The sequence below is a fragment of the Sphingobium sp. KKT206 genome, assembly GCF_055640555.1.
Genome location: NZ_CM145764.1, coordinates 553,314 through 575,452 on the forward strand (window position 1 = coordinate 553,314; position 22,139 = coordinate 575,452).

The window sequence follows — 22,139 nt, forward strand, 5'->3', positions numbered from 1 at the left end:
GGTCTGGCATCGCAAAATGGGCCTTCATCCTGAGCGTGACCCTTTTGAGCATTCTCTTTGTGGGTGTGCCGCTTGACCTTGGGCCACAATGGATTTGCGCTGGCATCACCATAATGGGTGCCATCATCATCGGGCGCAAGAACACGCGTAAGGCGAACCTGACCCTGGCGATATTGTCGGTTTTGGTTTCATCCCGTTATATGTTCTGGCGTACAACCCAGACGCTGGAATTCGGCTCGGTTCCCGAATTCCTGCTGGGTAGCGGCCTCTATCTGGCCGAACTTTATGCCTGGGTCATTCTCATTTTGGGGTTTCTCCAGACCGGCTGGCCGCTCGATCGACCGGTGGTGGAAATTCAGGGCGAGCCTGAGCAATGGCCAATCGTCGATGTTTATATCCCGACCTATAATGAAAGCCTGGAGATCGTCAGCAACACTGTGTTCGCAGCGATGGACATGGATTATCCGGCAGACAGGTTTCGGGTGTTCATCCTCGACGACGGACGTCGACCGGAATTTCGCGCCTTTGCGCGGCAGGCAGGCTGCGGCTATCTCACGCGCGCCGACAATCTTCATGCCAAGGCCGGCAATCTGAACGCCGCGATGAAGAAGACCGAAGGCAGCCTGATCGCCATTTTCGACTGCGACCATGTGCCGACCCGCGCCTTTCTTCAGATGACGGTGGGCTGGTTCCAGCAGGACGCCAAGCTGGCGATGCTCCAGACCCCGCACCATTTCTACTCTCCCGATCCAGCCCAGCGTAATCTTGGCACGGTGCGCGACCTGCCTGGTGAAGGTGACCTGTTTTACGGCGCGGTGCAGGCCGGCAACGACCTGTGGAACGCGACCTTCTTCTGCGGCTCCTGCGCGGTCATTCGTCGGGAGGCATTGGCGCAGACCAACGGTTTTGCGGGCGAGACCGTTACCGAAGACGCCCATACCGCGCTCAAACTGCAGCGGATGGGCTGGAACACCGCCTATATTGGCGCCCGTCTTTCGGCCGGGCTCGCGACCGAGCGGCTCGTTTTGCATATCGGCCAGCGCATTCGCTGGGCGCGCGGGATGACGCAGATTCTGCGGATCGACAATCCCTTGTTGGGACGCGGGCTGAACTGGCAGCAGCGGCTTTGCTATCTCAATGCGATGCTGCACTTTCAGTTTCCGCTGCCCCGGATCGTGTTCCTGACATCACCACTGGCCTATCTGATCTTTGGCCAGAACATCATTCATGCTTCGGCTTCGCTGATCTTCGCTTATGCTTTGCCACATCTCTATTGCTCGATGGTATCAGGTACGCGAGCCCAGGGTGGCGACCGCCGACCGCTGTGGGGTGAGATCTATGAGACGATCCTTGCTTTCCATCTCGTATCACCAACCGTCCTGACGCTATTTCAGCCGCGCAAAGGCAAGTTCAACGTCACCGATAAAGGCAGCTTGCTTGACCGCACCTATTTCGATCTTGGGACGGTCAAGCCACATCTGATCTGCATTGGATTGATCCTGTTCGGTGTCGCGCTCGCCGTGGTGAAGCGAATATTCTTTTCGCATCTGTTCAACATTCAGACCGATACGTTGTTGCTCAACGCAGCATGGGCGCTGTTCAGCGTCATCATTCTCTTGGCAGCGGTGTCGGTAGCGCGCGAAACCAGGCAGTCGCGCGAGCATATTCGCATCGGCGCACAGCTTCCGGTCACGATCTATATGCAGGACGGCTATGTTATCGATGCCTGCACCACGGACATTTCCATGGGTGGGGCCGGGATCTTGGTCCCGTCAGATTTCACGCTGGCTGGCCGCACGATAACCCATGTGTCCTTGCCCATGGGTGATGAGAAGCTGACTATTCCGGTTGAGACCATCAGGATCGTAGGCGGGCAGGCCTATCTGCGCTTCCAGCCGCTCGACATGACGCTTTCGCGCCAACTGGTTCGCGCCGTCCTTGGCCGCGCCGACGCCTGGCAACCCGCAGCGCCGCGTGCGCCGGTATCGGGTTTACGCTCACTTTGGGACATTATCGTGGTGGATTACACAACGCTCAAACGCTTGTTCCGACTCAACCGCAGCGAGCGTCGAGCGCTCCGTCAGGCACAGGTGCCAGCGCCCTCCAAGGGCAAGCAGGCCATAGCGGCGGTCGCCGTCATGCTGGCGCTTTTACCGGCCGGCTTCTCAGAACGCGCTCAAGCCCAGTCTCCCGTCGCCACCACTGCGGCGTTGGCTCAGAGCGCAGGCGCACGACGCGAGCGGCTGACCTTCCGCGACCTGCAGGTCAAATCACCCATTCGTCTGGCCGGTACGCGCGGTGAGATTGGTATTCCCTTCGGGGTCCGGCGCAACGACGTTGTGACCCAGGCCAATCTCACTCTCAATTTCGCCTGGTCGCCAGCGTTGCTGGGTGACCTCAGCCAATTGGTCGTGCTGCTCAATGGCGAGGTGGTGCAGACCATTGCCCTGCGCCCAACGGAGGCTGCCGGTCAAAATCTTGTCATTCCTGTTAATCCGGCGCTGTTCCTGCCGGGCGACAACAGGTTGAACCTTCGTCTGATCGGCCATTATGCGCGCGATTGCGAAGATCCTTTCCACAGCTCTCTATGGGCAAACATCAGCAATGTGCGGTCCTGGTTCGACATGACCGTCCAGACCCTGCCGCTTGGTCCCGATCTCGCGCGTCTGCCGGGGCCTTTCTTCGACAAGAATGATAACCGGCCGCTACGCCTGCCTTTCGTGTTCGCGGGTCAACCAGGCAACGGCGAATTGGAGGCGGCGGCAAGCATGGCGTCCTGGTTCGGTAGTCTGGCGAGCTATCGCGGCTTTTCGTTCAAGCCGCTCTACAATCAGATCCCGCAGGGCAATGCCATTGTGTTCCTCAAGGCGGGCAGGCCGCTTGCGGGTCTGACGATGGCCGTGACCGGTCCGTCGGTCAGCGTCGTTCGCAATCCCCGCGATGGCTTTGGCGAATTGCTCGTCGTCATGGGGCGCAGCGATCAGGAACTCAAGCTCGCCGCAGGGGCGATCGCAGCAGGGCGAGGCGTGTTGGGCGGATCGCGCATGGCCTTTGATGGTGTGCGCATTCCCACCTATGCCCGCTATGCTGCGCCCCGCTGGCTGCAAACGGATCGGCCCGTCCGCCTTGGCGAAATGATGGACGCCTACGCCCTTCAGGGCATGGGGCTTCCGCCTGGCCCGCTCAGTGCCCGCTTTCGCGTCGCGCCCGACCTCTTCTTCTGGCCGCGGAGCGGCGGCACGCTCAACCTGCACTATCGCTACCCTTCAGCGCCCTGGCTCGACAAGCGGGCATCGCGCCTCGATGTGTCGATCAACAATCAGTATCTTCGCACGTTGCCCTTGTCAGGCGCGGGCTGGTGGTACCAGTTGTTTGGTAGCAGAGGGGCATCGTCGCAGGACGGCAGAGCCTCCGTTGTGCTCCCCCGCTACAATTTGTTCGGCCAGAATGAGCTGACCTTCGATTATAATCTGATCATCGCCGACAAGAAGCGGTGTGAAGGCACGTTGCCGGACAATGTTCGGGTCAGCATCGAACCCACCAGTATGATAGATCTGACCCACGCCTATCATGCCCTGCAAATGCCGGACCTCGCGACCTTTGCCGGTGCAGGCTATCCGTTCACCATACGTCCTGACCTGACGGAAACGACCGTGCTTGTGGGGCAAAGGGCAACGCCGGGCGCGATTGAAGCATTTTTGACGTTGATGGGGCGCTTTGGCGATTCGACCGGCGCGCCCACCACCGGGGTCACAGTGGCCAGTACGATCGATCCTTCGCGGCTGAGTGGCAAGGACATCTTGGTGATCGGTGCCAGCAGCGTTGCGGCATCGGCCCAGTTGTTCGGCGACGCGCCCGTTCATTTTCAAAACGGCCAGTTGCAGGTAAAGGAACGCACGCCTGTTGATCGCGTCTTTGGCATGATGTCCCCCTATAGCCGCGCAAGCCAGGACGATGTCGAACAGGCGCTGTACGCCGCCAACGGCTTCCAGGGCATTGTCGGATTTGAGTCGCCTTTCGAAAAGGGACGCAGCGTCGTTGCGCTGCTCGCGGATGATCCGCGCGCCTTGCCGCAACTGGTGGGGGGGATGGCCGAGCCCAAGATCAATGCCCAGATCCAGGGTGACCTATCCGTTGCCAGCGGCGATGGCATGAACAGCTTTGCCGTTGGCTCTGGCTATTGGGTCGGCTCCATGCCGTTCTGGATGAAGATTGCCTATTGGTTCAGCCAGCGGCCGCTGTTGATGGCCATGGCCGGGCTGCTCATTGCGGTCCTGCTGGCCGGGCCTGCCTATCTCTATTTCAGTCGCCAGGCAAAACGGCGCTTGGGCGAAGGTGACGCGGAATGACCAAGGGCAAAATTCTTTCCCTGCGACTGCTTTTGACCGCAGCAATGGCCACAACCATCGTTCCGACGAGGGCACAGGCCGAGGTGCCCGGTGTGTCTACGCTGATCCAGCAGGGACAATATTGGCAGTCGAAGGGACGGCAGGATCTGGCAAACCAAGCCTTCCGCCGGGCACTGATCCTCGATCCTACCAATGGGGAAGCGCGTCGTGGTCTGGCTGGTCAGGGTGCCCGCACAAATGCCAAGCCTGCGGCTCCAACGCCCGCCATTGTCGCCCGGCCTGCTGCTACGCCGCAGCCAGCGCAGCCGACGCCACGCGTCGCGCAACCAGCGCGGACCGGGAATGACGCCCGCGCAGCGGGATTTCGAGCGCTCGATGATAATCAACTGGATGAAGCCGAGGAGCTGTTCACGCGCGCGATTTCCCGCAATCGCGGCGACGCGGATGCACAAGGGGGTCTTGGACTGGTGCGTTTGCGCCAGGGGCGTTTTGGTGAAGCGCGAGATTTGCTCAATCAGGCCACGCGACTGGGCGGGCCGGCCAAATGGAGCGAGGCGCTGGCGTCGGCTCAATTCTATGGAGGGCTGGCAGATGCCCGCGCGTTGCTGGCTGATGGCCGGATCGACCAATCCCAGGCCCAGGCAGAGGGTCTCGCCCGATCGGGCTTTGCCCAGCGTGGTCCCGCGCTTGAGCTTCTGGCGGAGATTTATGAACGGCAGGGCCGTTATGCCGATGCTGCCGATATTTATCGTCAGGCTAGCGAAGGCAGCCCCGAGGGTGGCAATCGTTTGCGCAGCCGGGCAGCGCGCGATCGGGCCCTTCAGGCGGCCGCTCAGGGGGACGACTTCAGGGCCGAGCAGGAATTTCAAGCGGGCTTATTGCTGGATCAAAATGATCCGTGGATCCGGTACGAATTTGCACGCTATCTGATCTCCAAGGGGCGGCTGCCAGAAACCGAGTCCCAGATCAATTCGCTCACCAACCTGGCAACCCCAGATTCGCTTTACGCAGCCGCGCTGATCAATGCGGATCTGGGCCGTCTGGCAGCAGCCGACAAGCTCATCGGGCGTATTCCGCAAGCGCAGCGTAGCGTCCAGATGCGCAACTTCGCGATCGGCCTGAAAACCGACAGCGCCATCGAGCGTGCCAAGGCGATGGCGAGCCAAGGGCAGCAAGGCGAAGCACTGGCGGTGCTGCGGCAATTGGGCGCGACGCCGGGTATGCCTGCCGTCAAGCAAGCTGCGATCGCCGATGCCCTATATGAACTGGGCGACGGCGAAGCGGCGGCGTCACTGGCGCAGCAAGCGATGGCGGGTGAGATCGGCAGCGCCGAAGGCTATGAACCTATTGTGCGCGTGCTCGCCAAGACCGGGCGTGACGGCTTTGCCAATGCGGCTGTGCAGCGCGCAACGCAGATGGCGGGGTCTTCTGTGGATGGGCAACGCACGGTTGCGCGCCTGAACGGCATTATGGCCGCTTCGCAGGCCGACAGGTTGCGTATGGCCGGCCAATATGCGCCTGCCTTCGATCAGTTGCAGGCAGCCTGGAACGCTGCGCCTGGCAATCAGGAAGTGCTTGCCGCGCTCGCGCGCTTATACCAGTCAGGCGGCTTGCATGTGCAGGCAGCGCAGACATATCAGCTGATTTTGGCACAGTCGCCCGACAATAAGGGCGCGCTCATCGGCCTCATCGAGACCGCCGGTGCGGCGGGCGATAAGGGGCTGGCACGGCAGACGATAGACCGGGCGATCAAGGTTGCACCCGATGATCATGAAATCTACATGGCCGCAGCCCGAATGGAACAGGCCCGCGGCGATGAGGGGGCCGCCGTCAAATATCTCAAGCGCGCCAGGGAGATATATGCGCGCCAATCCAACAGCGGTAGTGGCCAACTGACATCAGCCAACCCCTTTGCGGCAAACATGCAGGGCAATAATCCGTTCCGCAATCAAGCGCCCGCAGCCGCTGCGCCGACCATCAATCCCTTCGCTCTTCAAGGGGGTGCGCGTATGCCGATCGCCGTGCCGACGCCTGCGCCCCTCTATCGCGATCAGGCGTACGAGAGCGCGAACAATACAGGACAGCAGCCTGTTCCCTATCAAGTCACCGCTAGTCCCCCGACAGCCTTTCCCGGACAGGCATGGCAAGGTTCCGGGGCCCAAGAGAGCCGCAGCCCATCAGTCGACAGCTATGGCATGGTGAGCAGCGATCCGGTTCTGGCCTCCATCCAGACCGACATCAATGCTTTGACACGGCGTTCGGGACCGCGGGCCGATGTCCAGACCGGCTATCGCGAGCGGTCGGGCGAAACCGGACTGAGCGCGCTCAAGGAGGTTACCGGTTCGGCCGAAATTTCGACAGGGCTTGGCAATGGCCGCATTGGAGCAAAGGTCGATGCGGTCGTACTCGACAGCGGGCGTCCAACCGGGTCGGCACTCGCGCGCTTTGGTCGCAACGGCACGGCCGAGGCACAGGCTATCGTCGATGAAGAGGAAGCTTCCCTGACGCAGGCTGCGACGCAGCATGCTTCGGGCGTTGCGATCTCGGCCAGCTACACGAGCCCGATCCTGCAACTTGAGGTGGGCGTCACTCCGCTTGGTTTTGAAGATACAGAAGTGACCTGGCGCGCCGCCATCAGTCCGCGTTTCTCGCCTAACGCCACGGCAAGACTATGGGCAGAAAGCAAAGCTGTGACTGACAGCGTCATATCCTATGCCGGTACGCGCGATCCGGTAACGGGGCAATTGTGGGGGCAGGTGATGCGGACGGGCGGCGGACTGTCCTTCTCCTATGATCGTGAGGGAGCGGGGGTTTATGGCGATGCCGCCTATAGTCGCTATGACGGGACGAATGTGCGCCGCAACAGCGGGGTGCAGGTCAATCTGGGCGGCTATATGCCTTTCTATCGAGGCGATCATTCGGTGCTGACCGGGGGCGTGAACGTCAACTATCAAAGCTTCGACAATAACCAGAATTTCTTCACCTTTGGTCATGGCGGCTATTTCAGCCCGCAAAGCTTTCTCAGCGTCAGCTTCCCGGTCCGCTACAGCTATGAAAAGGACAAGCTGCAGATCCGCGCCAATGCCGCGCCGGGCTATCAATCCTTTAGCCAGGACCAGGTGGCGCTCTATCCCACCGATCCGTCCGGTCAGGGTCTTCTCGACAGCTTGAAGGCTCGAAATAGCGACGTCCGATCCTTCTATGATAGCATCAGCAAGACCGGCTTTGCTCTCTCTGCAGATGGATCAATCTATTACCGCGTGTCTCCTGGCACGCGTGTTGGGGGCGAGATTGGGATCAACACGTTCGGGACATATGACGAGTTCAAATCGTTGATCGGCATCAGACAGTCATTAGGGGGCGCAAAATGAGAGAGGACTTCATGGAAACGCCAATCGCAGCGCCGCATGCGCCCGATGTGGCTGGACTGTCTCTCCTGACCGCATTGACGGCCAGCGAGATTTTCAAGAGTGCGACGGCAGCGCAAGCGCGAGGCTTTTATGTTGCTGTGGGAAAAAGGATCGCGTCCCTCGCTCCAGTGGAGGATATCTCTGACCTTGACGCGTTGACGCAACGGATTAATCGGGTCTGGCACGCTATGCATTGGGGAGAAGCGTCGTTATCGATGGATGATGAAGGCATTATCGTTCATCATCATGGTATGCCCCACGCATTGGAAGGCGATCTCGAAGGTCATTGGCCAGACGTCAAAAACGCTATCCTCGAAGGCGCTTATGATGGGTGGTTCCGTACTTTGGGCAGTGGCCCGCAACTAAAGACTTGGATAGTTCACACGCATGAAGGCCAAATCGAGTTGCGTCATGGGCGTTGATCGACGCACCGCCTGCCTGAGCCTTTTGTTCGCGGCCACGGCTGGCTGCGCCCAGGCGGGGGGCAGCAAAATCGTGGCGGGCGCTATCAGTTGGCCAAATTTCAAGGCTGCATTTCTCGATCCCTCGGGACGGATCATCGATAACGGCAATGGCGGGATCAGCCATAGTGAAGGACAGGGCTATGGCATGGCTCTGGCACTGCGGGGAGGGGATCAAGCTGCGTTTGACACCATTTTTCGCTGGTCCGAGGCTAATCTGGCAAATCGCGATACCGGGCTTTATGCGTGGCGATATGATCCGCGCCAGCCAAATCCCGTAGGTGATCAGAATAATGCTTCGGACGGTGATATTTTTATTGCCTGGGCTTTGGCCGACGCCGCACGCAAATGGAAGAACCCTTCCTACGCGTCGCGCTCGGCTGAGATCCGGCGTGCGATAAGGTCGAGCCTTGTTCTCGAACGTTATGGCAGATCGCTGCTGTTGCCCGGGGTACAAGGGTTCGTGAAGCCTGACGCGGTTACACTTAATCCCGCCTATTTTATTTGGCCCGCGCTCGATGCCTTTCGCCTGTTGGATGGCGATGCTGTATGGGGTAAAGTCATCGCTGACAGTGAAGCGATCGCCAGTGCTTCACGTTTTGGGCCATTGCACCTACCGACCGACTGGATAGATATTAGCGGGCCTGCCATCGTGTCGCCCGCTTCTGGACGTCCAGCGCGGTTTGGATTTGATGCCATCCGCGTGCCTCTTTATGCAAAATCGGGCAGGCGCACCAGCTTGCTGGCACCTGTCGCGAACTTTTGGCAAGCTTATGTCGGCAAAGGCAAGCCGATCCCGGCATGGATTGACGTCGAGTCAGGTGAGGAGGCACCTTATGCATTGTCATCGGGTGGCATGGCTGTTGCAAGTCGCACGCTCGGGCTGCAGGAGCCGTTGGACTTAAGCGCAGACTATTATGCTGCAGTGTTGCAGATGCTCGCGCGCTTCCTTCCCTGATTTAAAGTAACGCTATTCATTTATGCATAGCGATCCGGCATTATGCGGGTGATAGTAACAGGTGGTGCGCTACGCGATGTCATCGGTCGAATGGCATGCGTCCGGATGAACGTTACTGGATCGACCCGCTGCTCAAGCAGTACACCGCACTTTTCGCGCCCCAGCCAAATTACTCTCGCGCACAGTTCCAAACCCTCTGCCACCAGCGTCATAGGCGTTCCGATCGGTGGAAAACAGCTGCCGCTAAGCTGTGCACCATAGATTGAGATATTCTTGATTGTTGCAGCTTCGCATTTTCCGTCCCACCAAATGAGGCAGTCGACATCGGTGGCCGAGCGCGGCTGTTGGCGGCGTTCGTTAGAGGGTAAGTCGTCCATTATTTAGCTTTCCTGTCACCACATCCTCTTCAAACATTGGTGATAATCAATAGTGATCAATGAACAGACAGGGTAACTTTTGCGTTCACCCAAAGAAGACAGATGGAAGGCCTGACCAGAAATGGCAGACAAGCTGTAATTCCCACGTTCTGCCGGGCGATCTGCGAAGGCTAATTGGCTCGTGGCCACCGATGCGGCTTATGCTATCGACCCCTGTCTCAAGGATTTCCTAATCGTTCATTCACCGAGATATTTTCTCTGTGATTGACGCCCATTGCGGACGTGCATATCATGGGAACATCCAAAGGTGGTTGGAGCCCAGCTTTGATAAAATTTCTCCGAAATTGTGCATGCACAAGCATATTGCAGGCGGGACTATATTGCTCTTGAAACAGCAAGATAATGGTCCGCGCCTCGAGTGGATTGATGTTGCCAAGGGCGTATGCATTGCGCTCGTGGTCCTGGGACATACCGTCGAATGGTATCTGCGCAATTTCATCGTCGATGAAACCGAAATATGGGATTTCCTTCTGATCGGCATGCGACCACTGCGCATGCCTTTATTCTTCATGATTTCCGGAATGCTCGCCGCGAGCAAGATTGAACGGCCTTTGTCAAACCTGTGGAGCAAAACGGGCGGCCTATATCTTCTTTATTGCCTCTGGACCTTCATCTACTGCTTGAAGTTAGCGCTGCCTGCAGGACGTGAGGGTTTACCTTTTCCCGATGTCGGACAGATCCTTGGAGCATTCATGCTACCAACGATATTGTGGTATATTTGGGCCTTACCCGTCTTCTATCTGATCGCCTGGATCCTCGAAAGGATATTGGGGGCGAACAGCGTCTATGCGCTTTTGCCGATGATCGTCATTTCCGCCATGGCGAGTCAGATCGGCCAGGACACAGAAGACATGCTCGGTACGCCCCTGTTCATTGTGCACGGTCAGTCAATTTCAGCAAATTTATTATGGTTCTATATCGGCCTCAAAGGGAAGAAGAAGATCATAGCGATCGCTGCAGGCGCTCAATGGACGTACCTGATGGCTGCATCAACGGTTGCGGCCGTCATGACCGGGGTGGCGTGGCGGTGGGGCATTGATAGACTGGCGATCATAGCCACGCCGTTCCTCTTATGGGCGGCATTGCAATGGTTGGGGAAAGTCCACGTCGGTTCAACGTGGGCGAGGGCTTTTGCGGCAATCGGTCGTTCGACCCTGCCTATTTACGTACTGCATACATTCGTCCTCACCGCCATGTCATTCGCCGTGGGAGTCCTCCAGCTTCAAACCATATTGCCCTATTCCTGGTTGCCGATGCAGTTGGCAGGGCCCTTGGTGATCGCAGGCTTTCTCACATATGCGTGCATGCTGGCAGGCACAGCATTGGCCATGATAAAGCTCGGCTTCCTGGTAGAGCCAATTCCTTCACCATGCCGTTAGAGCAGACGTCCAGCCCCTGCGGGGAAGCTGTCTGATTAGAGGCACTTACGCGGTTTTGAAGGTAGGGGCAGGGGCATCGAGCGATGCAGGCAGCAGATAGTCCTGCCGGCGGTCTTCCCCCTGAACGAAACGGCCCATACCAAACCTCCCGAAACGCAAGAGAACCATAGCATATTCGGGCGTTTTTACACAGCCTCGGGACTAAGCCGCCGTTTTAGAACGATCTTTCGAGCGGCGGGTACCGTCAGTGGCCGCCATCCAGCCTTTGCCAAACCGGCATCGCCTGAGCGACAGAAGTTGGGCCAATTGCAATCTGGCAGCATTCGGGCGCGGACCGGCGATCCACTATCTGGCCGATTTATGCCTATTGCGATGATGAGTGGACGGAAAAGGATATTCGCCCGACCAACCATCTCATCGCCGACCTGCTCGACGGTCCGGCCAGCAAGCCGGTGGTCAATGCCTTCTCGCGCGGAGCTGTGCTCTGGGAGCCGGTAGATTTCAACCGCCCCGTGAGCCCACGACGATGCCGCGTCTCGCATGTAACCATGGAAACGCGGCATCCGCCCAGAAGCCTGAAAGGCGGCAAGACCGTACAAGCGCGCGCATCGTCTACGAGGACTGAAAGTCGCCCGCTAGATCCGCAGCTCATTCGAGACCTGCGGCACGCAGACCCGGGTCCACAAAGGGTCCTGAGCCACACGCCGCAAGAACGGCGTTGATCCGGGTCCTCGAGGTGGGACCGGACGGGCCGCACAGCGCGAGCGCGACCGGGCCGAGGCCAAGTTCGAAAACTGGGTTGCGCTTGCCGACTGGAGTAGCCGGAATGACTGCTTTTGTCAGATTGCGGCGTTTGCGGCGACAGAACCTAACGTCGCAATCTGGTCGGAGTTTCGCAAATCCGCATTCACGGAACTCGAGTTTCACAACCATGTTGCGTTTATTGCGAATATTCGCTATTGAATAATGCCATCTGCGGAGAAAACCGATTACCTTGCCAGCCAATGCCTTGCCTTTTGGCAACAGGTTGCCCTCTGCCGACGATCGGCAGATCGCTAACCAGCTTCGCCGGATACTCGCCTCGCAGAAGGACGGTGCGGCCAAGCTGCGGGTGCCCGATCCGAAGACTAGGAAACCAGTCGAGATCACACTGACTCCGGCGATGTCGGACCTGTTTCTAGAACTGCTACGTCACATCGGTAGTGGTGATGCCGTCACGCTGGTGCCAATCCAGCAGATGCTGACGACGCAGCAAGCAGCAGACCTGCTCAACATGTCGCGCCCGTACCTTATCAAGCTCATCGAGAAGGGCGATATCCCGCACAGCATGGTGGGGCGGCACCGGCGTCTTAAGGCTGAGGACGTATTCGCCTACAAAACTGCACGCGACAAAATCCGATCGAAGGCGATGGACGAACTGATTGCATACGGCGCAGACCTCTATTGATCTGACTCAACCATGTTCGCCAATCGATACACCGCACTGGTTGATGCCTGCACACTGGTCAGCGCTCCGCGGCGTGACCTGCTCCTCACCTTGGCCGACGCGGAATTCTTTCGTGTGCGATGGTCGCAGCGCATCCTCGATGAAACGCGTTCTGCGCTGGACAAGATCTTTACCGAGCGCAAAATTGAGAGCGCGTCCGCGCGAGCGGGCCGATCAGTCGATGCCATGCATCGCGCGTTCCCCGAAGCTCTGGTAGATGCACATGCATCCGTCGCGGCTATGACATTCGGTCTGCCGGATCCCAAGGACGAGCACGTTCTGACAGCGGCGGTCCAGACCCAGGCACAAGCTGTCGTGACGGAAAACACCAGCGATTTTCCGGCAAGAATTCTCGCACCCCTAAATTTGGAAGCGCGAACTGCAGACGAGTTCATTGCCGATACCATCGCGCTCGACGAAGGCAAGGCGGTGGCAGCGATCCGAGCTCTGCGCGTTCGGCTGAAGCGTCCCGAAATGTCGGCAGAAGATTACCTACGGTCGCTAGAGGCCCATGGGCTGTTCGTCACCGCTTCGATCCTGAGTGGCCACGCCGATTCCATCTGAAGGGTTTTCCCAGCGCGCCGCTAGGTTTGCTGACAGTCCGCTCCCAAGCATCGAAAATTGACAGTTGGATGGCGGAAATGGGTCGGTTTTGCCGGCAGGCGAACGCCGCGTTGTGGGACATTCTTGCCGTTCCCAGCTCGCCACTCGACCGACCGCTTTTGACGACAGCGGACGTTCGTGGCTTACGAGGGAGCCATGGTCGCTTGACCGCCTCTGGGCCGGAAGCGGATGGTCGGCTTATGGATGCCTAGATCGCTAAAGCCGCCGTTCGGCACCGCGACTGCGATCGCCAATGCGATCTATCATGCGACCGGTAAGCGGGTGCGGTCCTTGCCGATCACGATAGACAAAATTCTGGATTGATTAGCCGATGTGAGCATCCGCCGTGCCGGGTCTATAGCCGGTCTCAGCCATTCTCCGGTTCTTGACCCGGCTTGTAGATGGGTTTTGCTGGCGGAACGATATAGCTCAACGTAACGATCCCCGCGACGATAAGTCCAGCACGCCAATCCCAGAAAGCCAAAGCGAAGGAAGCCGAATAGGCTCCGGCAGTGATGCCGAGTTTGAGGGTTGTTCGCCTGAGGTAGGCGTCCGTCAGGCGCGGGTCTGGAAGACCTCTCGCAGTGGCGTATACCCAACGAAGAAACCACCAGGTCGCCGGTGTCGCTGCTACGCCCAGATACCAAAGGGCGGCGGTGGTATTCTCCGCATCTCCGCTGAGGTGTTCGACCAACGGGCGCGCGGGAAATGGAGTGATGCTGACGACAGCCAGAAAGCCAATGCTGAGCAGATTGTAGCCGTGATCGGTCTTCTCCAGCAGCTTGCCGCTGAAATGGCTGTGCGCCCAGTAGAGGCTGATCAAAACCACGCTAAGGGCGTAGGCCGCATATTCCGGTGCCAGCTTTAGGTATGCCCTGCCAGGTCGCCGTCGGTTGGCTCTGGTGCGTGTAGTTCGGTCACCGGGAGGGTGATGGCAATTGCCAGCACCGCGTCCATGAATGCCTCGAGGCGGTCCGATTTGCGTTCGGTTGCTTTGAGAGAGGATGTCGCCATCTGACGCTACAGCATTTCGAGTGGGCGACGGCCCGCTGGCCGGGGAAATGCCGCATCGAGTGTCGCAAGGGCGGCGTCGGAGAGGACGATATCTGCGGCCGCGCGGTTCTCCCGCACATGTGCAATCGAACTCGCTTTCGGGATGGCGATGAGGCCATCGTGGCGCAACGTCCAGGCAAGCGCGACCTGCGCAGGGGTTGCGCCAACCTTGGCCGCTACTTTGTCGAGGGCGGGATGGCTTGTGAGGCGTCCCTGCTCGACGGGACTATACGCCATCACTGGCACTTTGTGCTGGGCGAGCCACGGTAACAGGTCCAACTCGGGGCCTCGACGCACGAGATTGTAGAGGATCTGATCGGTCACGCAGCCATCCCCACCGGCAGCGACAAGCTCGTCCATATCGTCGGTATCGAGGTTGCTGACACCCCAATGCCGAATCTTTCCTGCCGACTTCAGCGCCTCCATTGCCTCTATCGTTTCGGCGAGCGGCACCGATCCCCGCCAGTGGAGCAGGTAGAGGTCGAGCCGATCGGTGCCGAGCCGCTTCAGGCTCGCCTCGCACGCACTGGCAAGGCGGGAGCGCGATGCGTTCTGTGGATACGCCTTGCTGACGAGGAATAACTGGTCGCGACGGTCGCCAAGCGCTTCGCAGATCAGCGTTTCCGCCGCACCATCGCCGTACATTTCAGCGGTATCGACGAGCGTCATGCCCAACTCGACACCGACGCGTAGCGCAGCGATTTCATCGGATCGCCGCTCGGCACGCTCACCCATCTTCCAGGTGCCTTGACCCATTGAAGGAACCACTTCCCCGCCGGGCAATGTCACGTGTTTCATGTGCTTTCGTCCTATGCGATGAGTTCGACTGTTCGGTCGCGGGAGGCGGATTGGCAGATGACGACCATGTAACGATCATATTGCGGCCGGCCATCGATCGAGTGCCATTTTGGCGATGGAGAGCAGTTCGTTGAGCGTAGCGCCGTCGCGCGCTTGAAGGGACATGCCTTCCATGACCGTATTGATGAATTTGCCTAGCACGGCCGGATCGGTGTTGGCCGCAAGCTCGCCCTGCGCGGCGCCGCGTTGCAGACGCTCGACCAGGAGGGCCTCCGCCGCGATACGCTTGTCGCGCAGCAGGCATTCGATGGCGGCGGACGCCGGCGAAACGGCTGCCGCTGCTGAATACATGAAGCAGCCGGCCGGCGTTCCGGGTTCCGAGAATGATGACGCCGCCCGTTCCAGCAGGCCTTTGACGGCCTCGTAGGTGGACAACGCCGGATCGTTGATGGGTGCATAGAGGTGGACGCTGAACGTCGCGGCGTAGCGCTCGATCACCGCCGCAAACAGCCCCGCCTTGTTGTCAAACGCTGCATAGAGACTGGCGGCGGCGACGCCAGTCTCCGCCACCAGATCGGCCATCGATGTCGCCTCGTAGCCGCGCTGCCAGAACAGCCGCACCGCCTTGTCGAGCGCAGCGTCAGTGTCGAACACACGAGGGCGACCTGCGCGGCGACGGGCTTTCGTCTCTGTCATCTCTGATGCACGATATGGAACGATCGATAAATAATATCTTGAAACGGGTGGTCCGCTCCCTTACAGAACGATCATTAAATAATCAAGGAGTCTCCAATGAGCCGCATCGTCCGTATCCACGAATATGGCGACGCCAGCGTCCTCAGGATTGAAGATGTGGCAGTCCCCGCTCCCGCGGCCGACGAAGTGCAGATCGCGGTGAAGGCGATAGGCATAAACCGCGCCGAGGTGATGTTCCGCAACCATGCCTACCTTCAGGAAGCCGAGTTCCCGAGCCGCCTTGGCTATGAGGCTGCCGGCACTGTCGTTACTGTCGGCGCGGACGTGACCGGGTTTGCGGAAGGCGAAGCCGTCAGCGTCATCCCCCCGCTCGATATCGCGCGTTGGGGCACCTATGGCGAGGTCGCCAACGTGCCCGCCCGCCTCGTCGTCAAGCATCCGGCGGCGCTGTCGTTCGAGGAAGCGGCGGCCGTGTGGATGCAGTATGTCACAGCCTGGGGTGCACTGGTGGAGCAGGCGAAACTCGGCGAGGGCGATTTCGTCATCGTCACAGCTGCCTCCAGCAGCGTCGGCCTTGCGGCCTTCCAGATTGCGCGGATGGTCGGCGCGACGGTAATCGCGACGACGCGTACCGGCGCCAAGCGCCAGGCCCTGATCGATGCCGGTGCACATCATGTCGTCGCGACCGGGGAAGAGGACCTGGTAGCGAGGGTGATGGAGATAACCGATGGTCAGGGTGCGCGCGTGGTACTCGATCCGGTCGGAGGCCCGTCGTTCGAGCCGCTGACCGAGAGCATGGCACGCGGCGGCATCCTGCTCGAATATGGCGCGCTCAGCGGCGAACCGACGCCTTTCCCGTTGTTCTCTGTGCTGGGCAAGAGCCTCACGCTCAAGGGGTATCTCTACAGCGAGATCGTCTCGGACGATGCCGCCCTAGATCGCGCCAAGGCGTTCATCGTGGCGGGTCTGGAATCGGGCGCGCTCAAGCCGCGGATCGCGCGCACTTTCCCGCTCGACGCCATCCAGGACGCTCACCGCTTCCTCGAATCGAACGACCAGATCGGCAAGGTCGTCGTTACGGTCTGACCGGTATACCGGGGGGAGTGAGCGATCGCCCCCCCTTCCCCGACAGAGGATCGGACCCTCGGCGCCCATGCCAAGGCTGCTCGTGGCGCAGGCTCGAGGGCATGACCGGAACCTCGCCCGATAAGAAAAACGCCCGGCTCTGTGCAGGATTGAAACTCCCCCCCTGTATAGTATGATGGAGCGATTTCTCGGGAAAACGCGATGCCACATTCATCAGAGGACAAGAAGCGAGCCATCACACGCTTGCGGCGTATCAAGGGTCAGGCGGACGCTCTGGAACGCGCGATCGAAGCGGGGGCCGATTGCGCTCCCCTGCTGCAGCAAATTGTCGCCATGCGTGGTGCGACAAATGGACTGATGGCAGAAGTGATGCAGAGTCATCTCAGGGAAACATTCGGTGCGGGCGCAGATCGGGCCGTCGGAGGCGCAAGTGGCGATCATGATGACGGCGTGGAGGGCGTAATGAAGATTCTGCGTACTTATCTTAAATGACAATTTCAGGCTCATTTTCTTGCCCGTGTTCTCCCGCACTTAGAGCCGTGCCCGGTCACGTAGCGACGGCCAAGTCGGTATCGTAGCCGGCAGCAGCAAGGGAGTTGCGGCACTCATCTGCCGTGAAGCGAGCCAAAGCCTGCCGGATGGCGTGCCACAGATCAGGGACGGTGCGGGCCGCCGCCGTCCGGAGCAGAGCCATCAGCTTGGCGAAGATCTGCTCGATGGGATTGAAGTCCGGGCTGTAGGGCGGGAGGTAGAGCAGCCTCGCCCCGGCGTCCTCGATGGTCTCACGCACACCTGCCACCTTGTGGGCCTGCAGGTTGTCGAGGATGACGGTGTCACCGGGCTTGAGCGCGGGCACAAGCGTGTCGGCGACGTAGGTCCGGAAGCGTGCGCCGTTGGTGGCGCCGTCGAACAGGGAAGTGGCGCACAGGCCATCCCTGCGCAGGGGTATGCATCCGGCAAGACGCGCCTTGTCTTGAGGTAGGGGCCTGCTCTTAAGAACGCTCTCGAGAGCACGCTTAGGAGCAGTGGATGCGGCAGATCACGGTGATGACCGGGCCGGAACGGCGGCGGCGCTGGAGCGACGAGGAACGGCTCCAGATTTTGGCAGAAGCCTTTGCGCCTGGGGCCAGCGTTTTGGCTGTGGCGCGGCGGCACGATATTTCCACGGCGCGCATTTACACGTGGCGCAACAAGCTGCGGCAGCCGCCCGCCCTGACGGAGTTCGCCGAGGCGGTGGTTGACGATGGCGAACAGCAGAATGCGCACCAGGCCGCAATGCCGGTGATCATCGTGGATCTGGGTGGCAAAGGGCGCGTGAGCATATCTGCGTCGGCACCAGCTGCCTTGGTGTCGGCAGCGCTCAAGGCCCTGCGATGATCCCAGCTGGCGCGCGGGTGTGGATTGCGATGGGCCACACAGATATGCGGCGCGGCATGCAGAGCTTGGCAGCAATGGTGCAGCAGAGCTTCTCGCGAGACCCATTTGCCGGCGATCTTTGGGTCTTTCGCGGGCGCAGCGGGGCGCTTGTGAAGATAATCTGGCACGACGGCCTCGGGATGTCGTTATATTCGAAGCGATTGGAACGAGGGAAGTTCATTTGGCCCGCCGCGAAGGACGGCGTGGTGTCGCTGACGAGCTCACAGCTGGCCTGTCTGCTTGACGGAGTGGACTGGCGGAACCCGCAATATAGCTGGCGCCCACAGAGCGCAGGATAGGCGCAGATTTTCTCGGCGGAGGCTGCATTTTCCGCTTCATCCGGGAGGTTTTCTATGATTCCATCCAAGTTGTGGACGCCGCCGTTTCGCCCCTGCCTGACGATATCGAAGCGCTCAAGGCGTTGGTACGGCTCAGTGCGCAGCGCGCCGATGAAGCCGAACAGCGGGCCACGAGCGCTGAAGCCGAACTGGCCAATGCCCGTGCCCGGGAGAGCGCCACCGAGGCGTTGACTACAAGTTGCAGATCGCCAAGCTCAGGCGCGAGCAGTACGGCCCCAGCGCCGAACGCACCCGCCGGCTTCTTGCGCAGATGGAGTTTGAGCTCGAAGATTTGGAGGCCGACGCCGCCGAAGATGATCTGGCCGCCGAGACCGCCGCGACAAAGGCGACGAACGTCACCGCCTTTGAGCGCAAGAGGCCAGTTAAAAAACCGTTCCCCGACCATTTGCCCCGCGACCGCGTCGTCGTTCCGGCGCCCTGTTCCTGTCCGGCCTGCGGCGGCATGCGCCTGTCGAAGCTGGGCGAGGATGTAACCGAGACGCTGGAGGTAATCCCGCGTGCCTAGAAGGTCATCCAGACCGTACGCGAGAAGTTCTCCTGCCGTGACTGCGAGAAGATCACGCAGCCGCCCGCGCCATTCCATGTCGTGCCGCGTGGCTGGGCAGGGCCAAGCTTCCTCGCCATGCTGCTGTTCGAGAAGTATGGGCAGCACCAGCCGCTCAACCGCCAGGCGGAGCGCTTCGCTCGCGAAGGCGTGCCGCTGAGCGTCTCCACGCTTGCCGATCAGGTTGGTGCGGCGTCCTTCGCCTTGATGCCCATCTTTCGGCTGATCGAGGCCCATGTCTTTGCCGCCGAGCGCGTGCATGGCGACGATACCACCGTGCCGGTCATGGCCAAGGGCAAGACCGATACCGGTAGATTATGGGATTATGTCCGGGATGACCGCCCGTTCGGCGGCGCCGATCCGCCGGCGGTGGTTTTCTATTATTCGCGCGACCGGCGCGGGGAACATCCCCAGGCGCACCTCGCGTCCTGGTCCGGGATTCTGCAGGCTGATGCCTATGCGGGCTATTTCGAGCTGTACGCTCCCAACCGCCAGCCTGGTCTCATCCTGGAGGCAGGGTGCTTTGCTCACGCGCGCAGGAAGTTCTTCGAACTTGCTGACGTCGAGGGCGCTGCGCGCAAGAAGAGCCGCGGCGAGCGGACTGGCCCGATCTATCCGATTGCGCTGGAGGCGGTGCAGAAGCTGGACGCCCTATTCGACGTTGAGCGCGGTATCAACGGCAAGACACCAGCGGAGCGGCTTGCCGCCCGTCAGGAGTTGAGCGCGCCACTGATCGCCGAACTGCACGACTGGTTGAACGCCCAACTCGCCAAGCTGTCGCGTAACCATGATCTCGCCAAGGCTATCAACTATATGCTCCGGCGCTGGGACTCCTTCACCCGCTTCCTCGTCGATGGCAGGGTATGCCTCACGAACAACGCAGCGGAACGGGCGCTACGCTGTGTGCCACTCGGGCGGAAAGCATGGCTATTTTGCGGCTCCGATCGCGGCGGTCAGCGCGCCGCCATCATGTTTTCACTCATTCAAAGCTGTCGCCTCAACGACCTCGATCCCCAGGCTTGGCTCGCCGACGTCCTTGCCCGCATCGCCGGTCATCCGGCTAATCGGCTTGGCGATCTGCTCCCATGGAATTGGAAACCAACAGCGTTGAAGCTGGAGCCGTGATCTCATAGCATCACGGCATGGAATTTGACCCGCAACCCGAACTGATTGAATCCTCTCTCTGCCGGTCCATCGAACAGGCGGGCGTACGGCTGACCATCAACATCGTGCGGCTCGCCACCGAACGTGGTTGGTCCCTCGAGGTCGTCAACGAGCACGGCACCTCGACGGTCTGGGACAATCTATTCCCCACCGACCGCGATGCCGATGCTGCATTCCGCGATGTGCTCGCTCAAGAAGGCGTCGAGGCCTTCCTCGGCAAGTAAGATGCCAAAACCCCCAGCAAACCGTCAGTAGCCGCGGTCCTCGCCGGATGCGTACGCGCAGGGCGGCAGTGATCGTGGTGGTCTTGTAGTGCCCGTGCGGGACAGCCAGCCGGCAGCGCTCGCCTCGCGGAGCCCGACCGTAGCGGCGTGCCATGTTGGTGGCCGCGGCAGTCTCGTCGAGGAAAACCAGCCTGTCGGGATCGAGGGCGTCCTGGTTCTCGAACCAAGCCTCGCGGGCTGCCCTTACGTCCTCGCGCGCCTGCTCGGCGGCGTGGATCGCCCCTTTTTACGGGTGATGCCACGCCGGGCGAAGAAGCGGGATAGGCTGCTCGTACTGGTCTGCAGGCCGCGCTCGGCCAAAGCGTCACGCAGTTCGCGCAGAAAGATCGCCGGCCGCGCCTCGTAGATCGTCAGGATCAGGTCGGCCTGCGCCTCGATCCGGTGCGAGGCATGATCGCCGCCCGACGGCTTGGGCGCAAGCTGTCCCTCCTGGCGAAACCGATCCGACCAGCGGCTGGCGCTGGAAACGCTGACCCCAAACCGGGCTGCAGCCTGATGACAGGACGCGACCGCAGCTACGGCCGACACGACACGCTCGCGTAAATCGACGGACAAAGGTGAAGGCATCGCCATCCTCCTTCACCCCTCAACGTCCCGACCCTCCAGCCGTCCCAAACCGCTCGGGCACGGCTCTAATCCTGCACTCCTAAATGGTTCGTCCGGCGAATTTCTGAGGCGGTGCGGCCAGTCTTACGACGTAGCAGAGTGCGGAGAGTGGCTGCATTATCATAGCCGGTGCGGGCTGCGATCTCATCCATTCCCAATTTGGTCGTCCTCAGGAGATAAGCCGCTCGTTCAACGCGCAGGCTCTGGAAATAAGACAATGGAGAGCGGCCCAGCACCATATTGATTCTGCGGGACAGAGTTCGTTCACTTGTCCCGACAAAGGCCGCGGCCTGCTCCAAGGAAAAGCCCGTATCGAGGTTTTCACGCGCCCACTTCTCGAAGAGCATCACCAGGTGGTCGGCGTGGCGCAAATGATCCGGGATGGCATAGGTGGCTTGAGGCGAGCGAGGATCGAGCATTAGGTAGCGAGCGACGGTGTCGGCCAGTTCGGGGCTCCGCTGACGAACGAACCAGAGCGCCAAATCGAAATGTGCAAGCACCGCGCCTGCGGTAACGACCCTGTCGTTACCCACCAGCGCACGGCTGTCATCGAGTGCAACGCTGGGATACCGGGCTCTAAAAAAAGGTGCGAGCCACCAACTGGTGGCGGCCTCTTGTTTGTCTAACAATCCCGTCTCGGCGAGGACGAATGTCCCCGTACAAGCAGCAGCGATAGTCGCACCATTTGCCTGCCAGGTTCGCAATAGTTCGACAGCTCGCTTTACATCGGGATGAGCAAGGGCGTCGGCAATGCCTTCCTCCGTCTTCGCTCCCAATGCCGGCACGAAAACAAAGCCGGGAGTCGGGAGGGCGTCGGCCCGAACCGTAGGGATTGCGAGGCCGTGCGCTGTATGTGTTGCGCGACGAATGCTGGAAACCGACGAGTTCAAACTTTCACGCAAGGCGGGGGGCGCCAAGTCGCGCGCCGTCGCTAAGGTGTCCTGAAACGCCGCAAGCCCAGTATCGAACACCCCATCAAGCGCTAAAATTGTCGTAGCTGTGCTCATGGCGAGAATGGTATCAGGTTTGTCAATTCTGCCAAGCGCTAAC

18 protein-coding genes and 3 pseudogenes are annotated in these 22,139 nt (G+C 60.2%); 13 read left to right on the forward strand and 8 right to left on the reverse strand.

Going from position 1 to position 22,139, the window contains the following annotated elements:
• The first annotated feature begins 35 nt into the window (after positions 1–35).
• From bcsA to ACZ2HM_RS02720, 4 genes are read left to right on the forward strand one after another with little or no spacing between them, the layout of a single operon-like run.
• Entirely contained in the window at positions 36–4,349 is a 4,314-nt protein-coding gene (bcsA, locus tag ACZ2HM_RS02705) for a UDP-forming cellulose synthase catalytic subunit (protein ID WP_470426783.1), read from the forward strand.
• The gene (locus ACZ2HM_RS02710; protein ID WP_470426165.1) at positions 4,346–7,720 is read left to right on the forward strand and encodes a cellulose synthase subunit BcsC-related outer membrane protein; all 3,375 of its coding nucleotides are present in this window, start codon (positions 4,346–4,348) and stop codon (positions 7,718–7,720) included. The genes bcsA and ACZ2HM_RS02710 overlap by 4 nt, the downstream gene beginning before the upstream one ends.
• Before the next feature lie 11 nt (positions 7,721–7,731).
• Positions 7,732–8,181 carry a cellulose biosynthesis protein BcsD gene (gene bcsD, locus ACZ2HM_RS02715; RefSeq protein ID WP_470426166.1) on the forward strand — a complete coding sequence of 150 codons (450 nt, stop codon included), beginning with the start codon at positions 7,732–7,734 and terminating at the stop codon, positions 8,179–8,181.
• Positions 8,171–9,178, forward strand: coding sequence for a family 8 glycosyl hydrolase (locus tag ACZ2HM_RS02720; protein ID WP_096063542.1), 1,008 nt, complete (start codon positions 8,171–8,173; stop codon positions 9,176–9,178). The genes bcsD and ACZ2HM_RS02720 overlap by 11 nt, the downstream gene beginning before the upstream one ends.
• A gap of 20 nt (positions 9,179–9,198) precedes the next feature.
• Here the strand turns inward: ACZ2HM_RS02720 and ACZ2HM_RS02725 are convergent, their stop codons facing one another.
• On the reverse strand, positions 9,199–9,555 hold the full coding sequence (locus tag ACZ2HM_RS02725; protein ID WP_470426167.1) for a hypothetical protein: 357 nt from the start codon (positions 9,553–9,555) through the stop codon (positions 9,199–9,201).
• Positions 9,556–9,905: 350 nt separating this feature from the next.
• Between ACZ2HM_RS02725 and ACZ2HM_RS02730 the strand changes: the two genes are divergently transcribed.
• The 3 genes from ACZ2HM_RS02730 to ACZ2HM_RS02740 all read left to right on the forward strand — a co-directional run bounded on the left by ACZ2HM_RS02730 (position 9,906) and on the right by ACZ2HM_RS02740 (position 13,044).
• Positions 9,906–10,994 (forward strand): acyltransferase family protein, encoded by a 1,089-nt coding sequence (locus ACZ2HM_RS02730; protein WP_470426168.1) that lies wholly within the window; start codon positions 9,906–9,908, stop codon positions 10,992–10,994.
• Between the two features lie 994 nt (positions 10,995–11,988).
• On the forward strand, positions 11,989–12,441 hold the full coding sequence (locus ACZ2HM_RS02735; protein WP_470426169.1) for a helix-turn-helix domain-containing protein: 453 nt from the start codon (positions 11,989–11,991) through the stop codon (positions 12,439–12,441).
• Positions 12,442–12,453: 12 nt separating this feature from the next.
• Positions 12,454–13,044, forward strand: coding sequence for a PIN domain-containing protein (locus ACZ2HM_RS02740; RefSeq protein ID WP_470426170.1), 591 nt, complete (start codon positions 12,454–12,456; stop codon positions 13,042–13,044).
• 406 nt (positions 13,045–13,450) lie between these two features.
• Here the strand turns inward: ACZ2HM_RS02740 and ACZ2HM_RS02745 are convergent, their stop codons facing one another.
• The 4 genes from ACZ2HM_RS02745 to ACZ2HM_RS02760 form a co-directional block, all read right to left on the reverse strand.
• Positions 13,451–13,906 carry a hypothetical protein gene (locus ACZ2HM_RS02745; protein WP_470426171.1) on the reverse strand — a complete coding sequence of 152 codons (456 nt, stop codon included), beginning with the start codon at positions 13,904–13,906 and terminating at the stop codon, positions 13,451–13,453.
• 41 nt (positions 13,907–13,947) lie between these two features.
• A complete protein-coding gene (locus ACZ2HM_RS02750; protein WP_470426172.1) occupies positions 13,948–14,097 on the reverse strand; it encodes a TMEM175 family protein in 150 nt (49 codons plus the stop codon).
• A gap of 6 nt (positions 14,098–14,103) precedes the next feature.
• Positions 14,104–14,934 (reverse strand): aldo/keto reductase, encoded by an 831-nt coding sequence (locus tag ACZ2HM_RS02755; RefSeq protein ID WP_470426173.1) that lies wholly within the window; start codon positions 14,932–14,934, stop codon positions 14,104–14,106.
• A 75-nt stretch (positions 14,935–15,009) separates the two neighbouring features.
• Positions 15,010–15,588 carry a TetR/AcrR family transcriptional regulator gene (locus tag ACZ2HM_RS02760; protein WP_470426174.1) on the reverse strand — a complete coding sequence of 193 codons (579 nt, stop codon included), beginning with the start codon at positions 15,586–15,588 and terminating at the stop codon, positions 15,010–15,012.
• 138 nt (positions 15,589–15,726) lie between these two features.
• Here ACZ2HM_RS02760 and ACZ2HM_RS02765 point away from each other — a divergent pair, with 138 nt between their 5' ends.
• Together ACZ2HM_RS02765 and ACZ2HM_RS02770 are read left to right on the forward strand one after the other, a co-directional pair.
• Positions 15,727–16,716, forward strand: coding sequence for a zinc-dependent alcohol dehydrogenase family protein (locus ACZ2HM_RS02765; protein WP_009823890.1), 990 nt, complete (start codon positions 15,727–15,729; stop codon positions 16,714–16,716).
• A gap of 201 nt (positions 16,717–16,917) precedes the next feature.
• Positions 16,918–17,208, forward strand: a complete 291-nt coding sequence (locus ACZ2HM_RS02770) for a metal/formaldehyde-sensitive transcriptional repressor (protein WP_470426175.1) — start codon at positions 16,918–16,920, stop codon at positions 17,206–17,208.
• Between the two features lie 55 nt (positions 17,209–17,263).
• Here ACZ2HM_RS02770 and ACZ2HM_RS02775 read toward each other — a convergent pair.
• Positions 17,264–17,659 (reverse strand): annotated as a pseudogene (locus tag ACZ2HM_RS02775) (transposase); the annotation flags it as partial.
• A gap of 86 nt (positions 17,660–17,745) precedes the next feature.
• Here ACZ2HM_RS02775 and tnpA point away from each other — a divergent pair.
• The 4 genes and pseudogenes from tnpA to ACZ2HM_RS02795 all read left to right on the forward strand — a co-directional run bounded on the left by tnpA (position 17,746) and on the right by ACZ2HM_RS02795 (position 20,423).
• Positions 17,746–18,093 carry an IS66-like element accessory protein TnpA gene (tnpA, locus tag ACZ2HM_RS02780; RefSeq protein WP_062788688.1) on the forward strand — a complete coding sequence of 116 codons (348 nt, stop codon included), beginning with the start codon at positions 17,746–17,748 and terminating at the stop codon, positions 18,091–18,093.
• A gap of 74 nt (positions 18,094–18,167) precedes the next feature.
• A complete protein-coding gene (gene tnpB / locus ACZ2HM_RS02785) occupies positions 18,168–18,431 on the forward strand; it encodes an IS66 family insertion sequence element accessory protein TnpB (RefSeq protein WP_233423678.1) in 264 nt (87 codons plus the stop codon).
• 71 nt (positions 18,432–18,502) lie between these two features.
• Positions 18,503–20,160: pseudogene (gene tnpC / locus ACZ2HM_RS02790) on the forward strand (IS66 family transposase).
• 17 nt (positions 20,161–20,177) lie between these two features.
• Complete coding sequence (locus ACZ2HM_RS02795) at positions 20,178–20,423, forward strand: hypothetical protein (RefSeq protein WP_019052496.1); 246 nt, start codon at positions 20,178–20,180, stop codon at positions 20,421–20,423.
• Positions 20,424–20,478: 55 nt separating this feature from the next.
• On the opposite strand, the pseudogene ACZ2HM_RS02800 reads toward ACZ2HM_RS02795, so the two are convergent.
• Both ACZ2HM_RS02800 and ACZ2HM_RS02805 read right to left on the reverse strand, forming a co-directional pair.
• Positions 20,479–21,050: pseudogene (locus ACZ2HM_RS02800) on the reverse strand (IS630 family transposase); the annotation flags it as partial.
• Between the two features lie 65 nt (positions 21,051–21,115).
• Positions 21,116–22,096 carry a GlxA family transcriptional regulator gene (locus ACZ2HM_RS02805; RefSeq protein WP_120252783.1) on the reverse strand — a complete coding sequence of 327 codons (981 nt, stop codon included), beginning with the start codon at positions 22,094–22,096 and terminating at the stop codon, positions 21,116–21,118.
• Between the last annotated feature and the right edge of the window lie 43 nt (positions 22,097–22,139).

What these genes read in the sequence shown, in the direction of transcription:
- ACZ2HM_RS02710 (WP_470426165.1), top strand. Translation starts at nt 4,346, where the DNA reads ATGACCAAGGGCAAAATTCTTTCCCTGCGACTGCTTTTGACCGCAGCA.
- bcsD (WP_470426166.1), top strand. Translation starts at nt 7,732, where the DNA reads ATGGAAACGCCAATCGCAGCGCCGCATGCGCCCGATGTGGCTGGACTG.
- ACZ2HM_RS02720 (WP_096063542.1), top strand. Translation starts at nt 8,171, where the DNA reads ATGGGCGTTGATCGACGCACCGCCTGCCTGAGCCTTTTGTTCGCGGCC.
- ACZ2HM_RS02725 (WP_470426167.1), bottom strand. Translation starts at nt 9,555, where the DNA reads ATGGACGACTTACCCTCTAACGAACGCCGCCAACAGCCGCGCTCGGCC.
- ACZ2HM_RS02730 (WP_470426168.1), top strand. Translation starts at nt 9,906, where the DNA reads ATGCACAAGCATATTGCAGGCGGGACTATATTGCTCTTGAAACAGCAA.
- ACZ2HM_RS02740 (WP_470426170.1), top strand. Translation starts at nt 12,454, where the DNA reads ATGTTCGCCAATCGATACACCGCACTGGTTGATGCCTGCACACTGGTC.
- ACZ2HM_RS02750 (WP_470426172.1), bottom strand. Translation starts at nt 14,097, where the DNA reads ATGGCGACATCCTCTCTCAAAGCAACCGAACGCAAATCGGACCGCCTC.
- ACZ2HM_RS02755 (WP_470426173.1), bottom strand. Translation starts at nt 14,934, where the DNA reads ATGAAACACGTGACATTGCCCGGCGGGGAAGTGGTTCCTTCAATGGGT.
- ACZ2HM_RS02765 (WP_009823890.1), top strand. Translation starts at nt 15,727, where the DNA reads ATGAGCCGCATCGTCCGTATCCACGAATATGGCGACGCCAGCGTCCTC.
- ACZ2HM_RS02770 (WP_470426175.1), top strand. Translation starts at nt 16,918, where the DNA reads ATGCCACATTCATCAGAGGACAAGAAGCGAGCCATCACACGCTTGCGG.
- tnpA (WP_062788688.1), top strand. Translation starts at nt 17,746, where the DNA reads ATGCGGCAGATCACGGTGATGACCGGGCCGGAACGGCGGCGGCGCTGG.
- tnpB (WP_233423678.1), top strand. Translation starts at nt 18,168, where the DNA reads ATGGTGCAGCAGAGCTTCTCGCGAGACCCATTTGCCGGCGATCTTTGG.
- ACZ2HM_RS02795 (WP_019052496.1), top strand. Translation starts at nt 20,178, where the DNA reads ATGGAATTTGACCCGCAACCCGAACTGATTGAATCCTCTCTCTGCCGG.
- ACZ2HM_RS02805 (WP_120252783.1), bottom strand. Translation starts at nt 22,096, where the DNA reads ATGAGCACAGCTACGACAATTTTAGCGCTTGATGGGGTGTTCGATACT.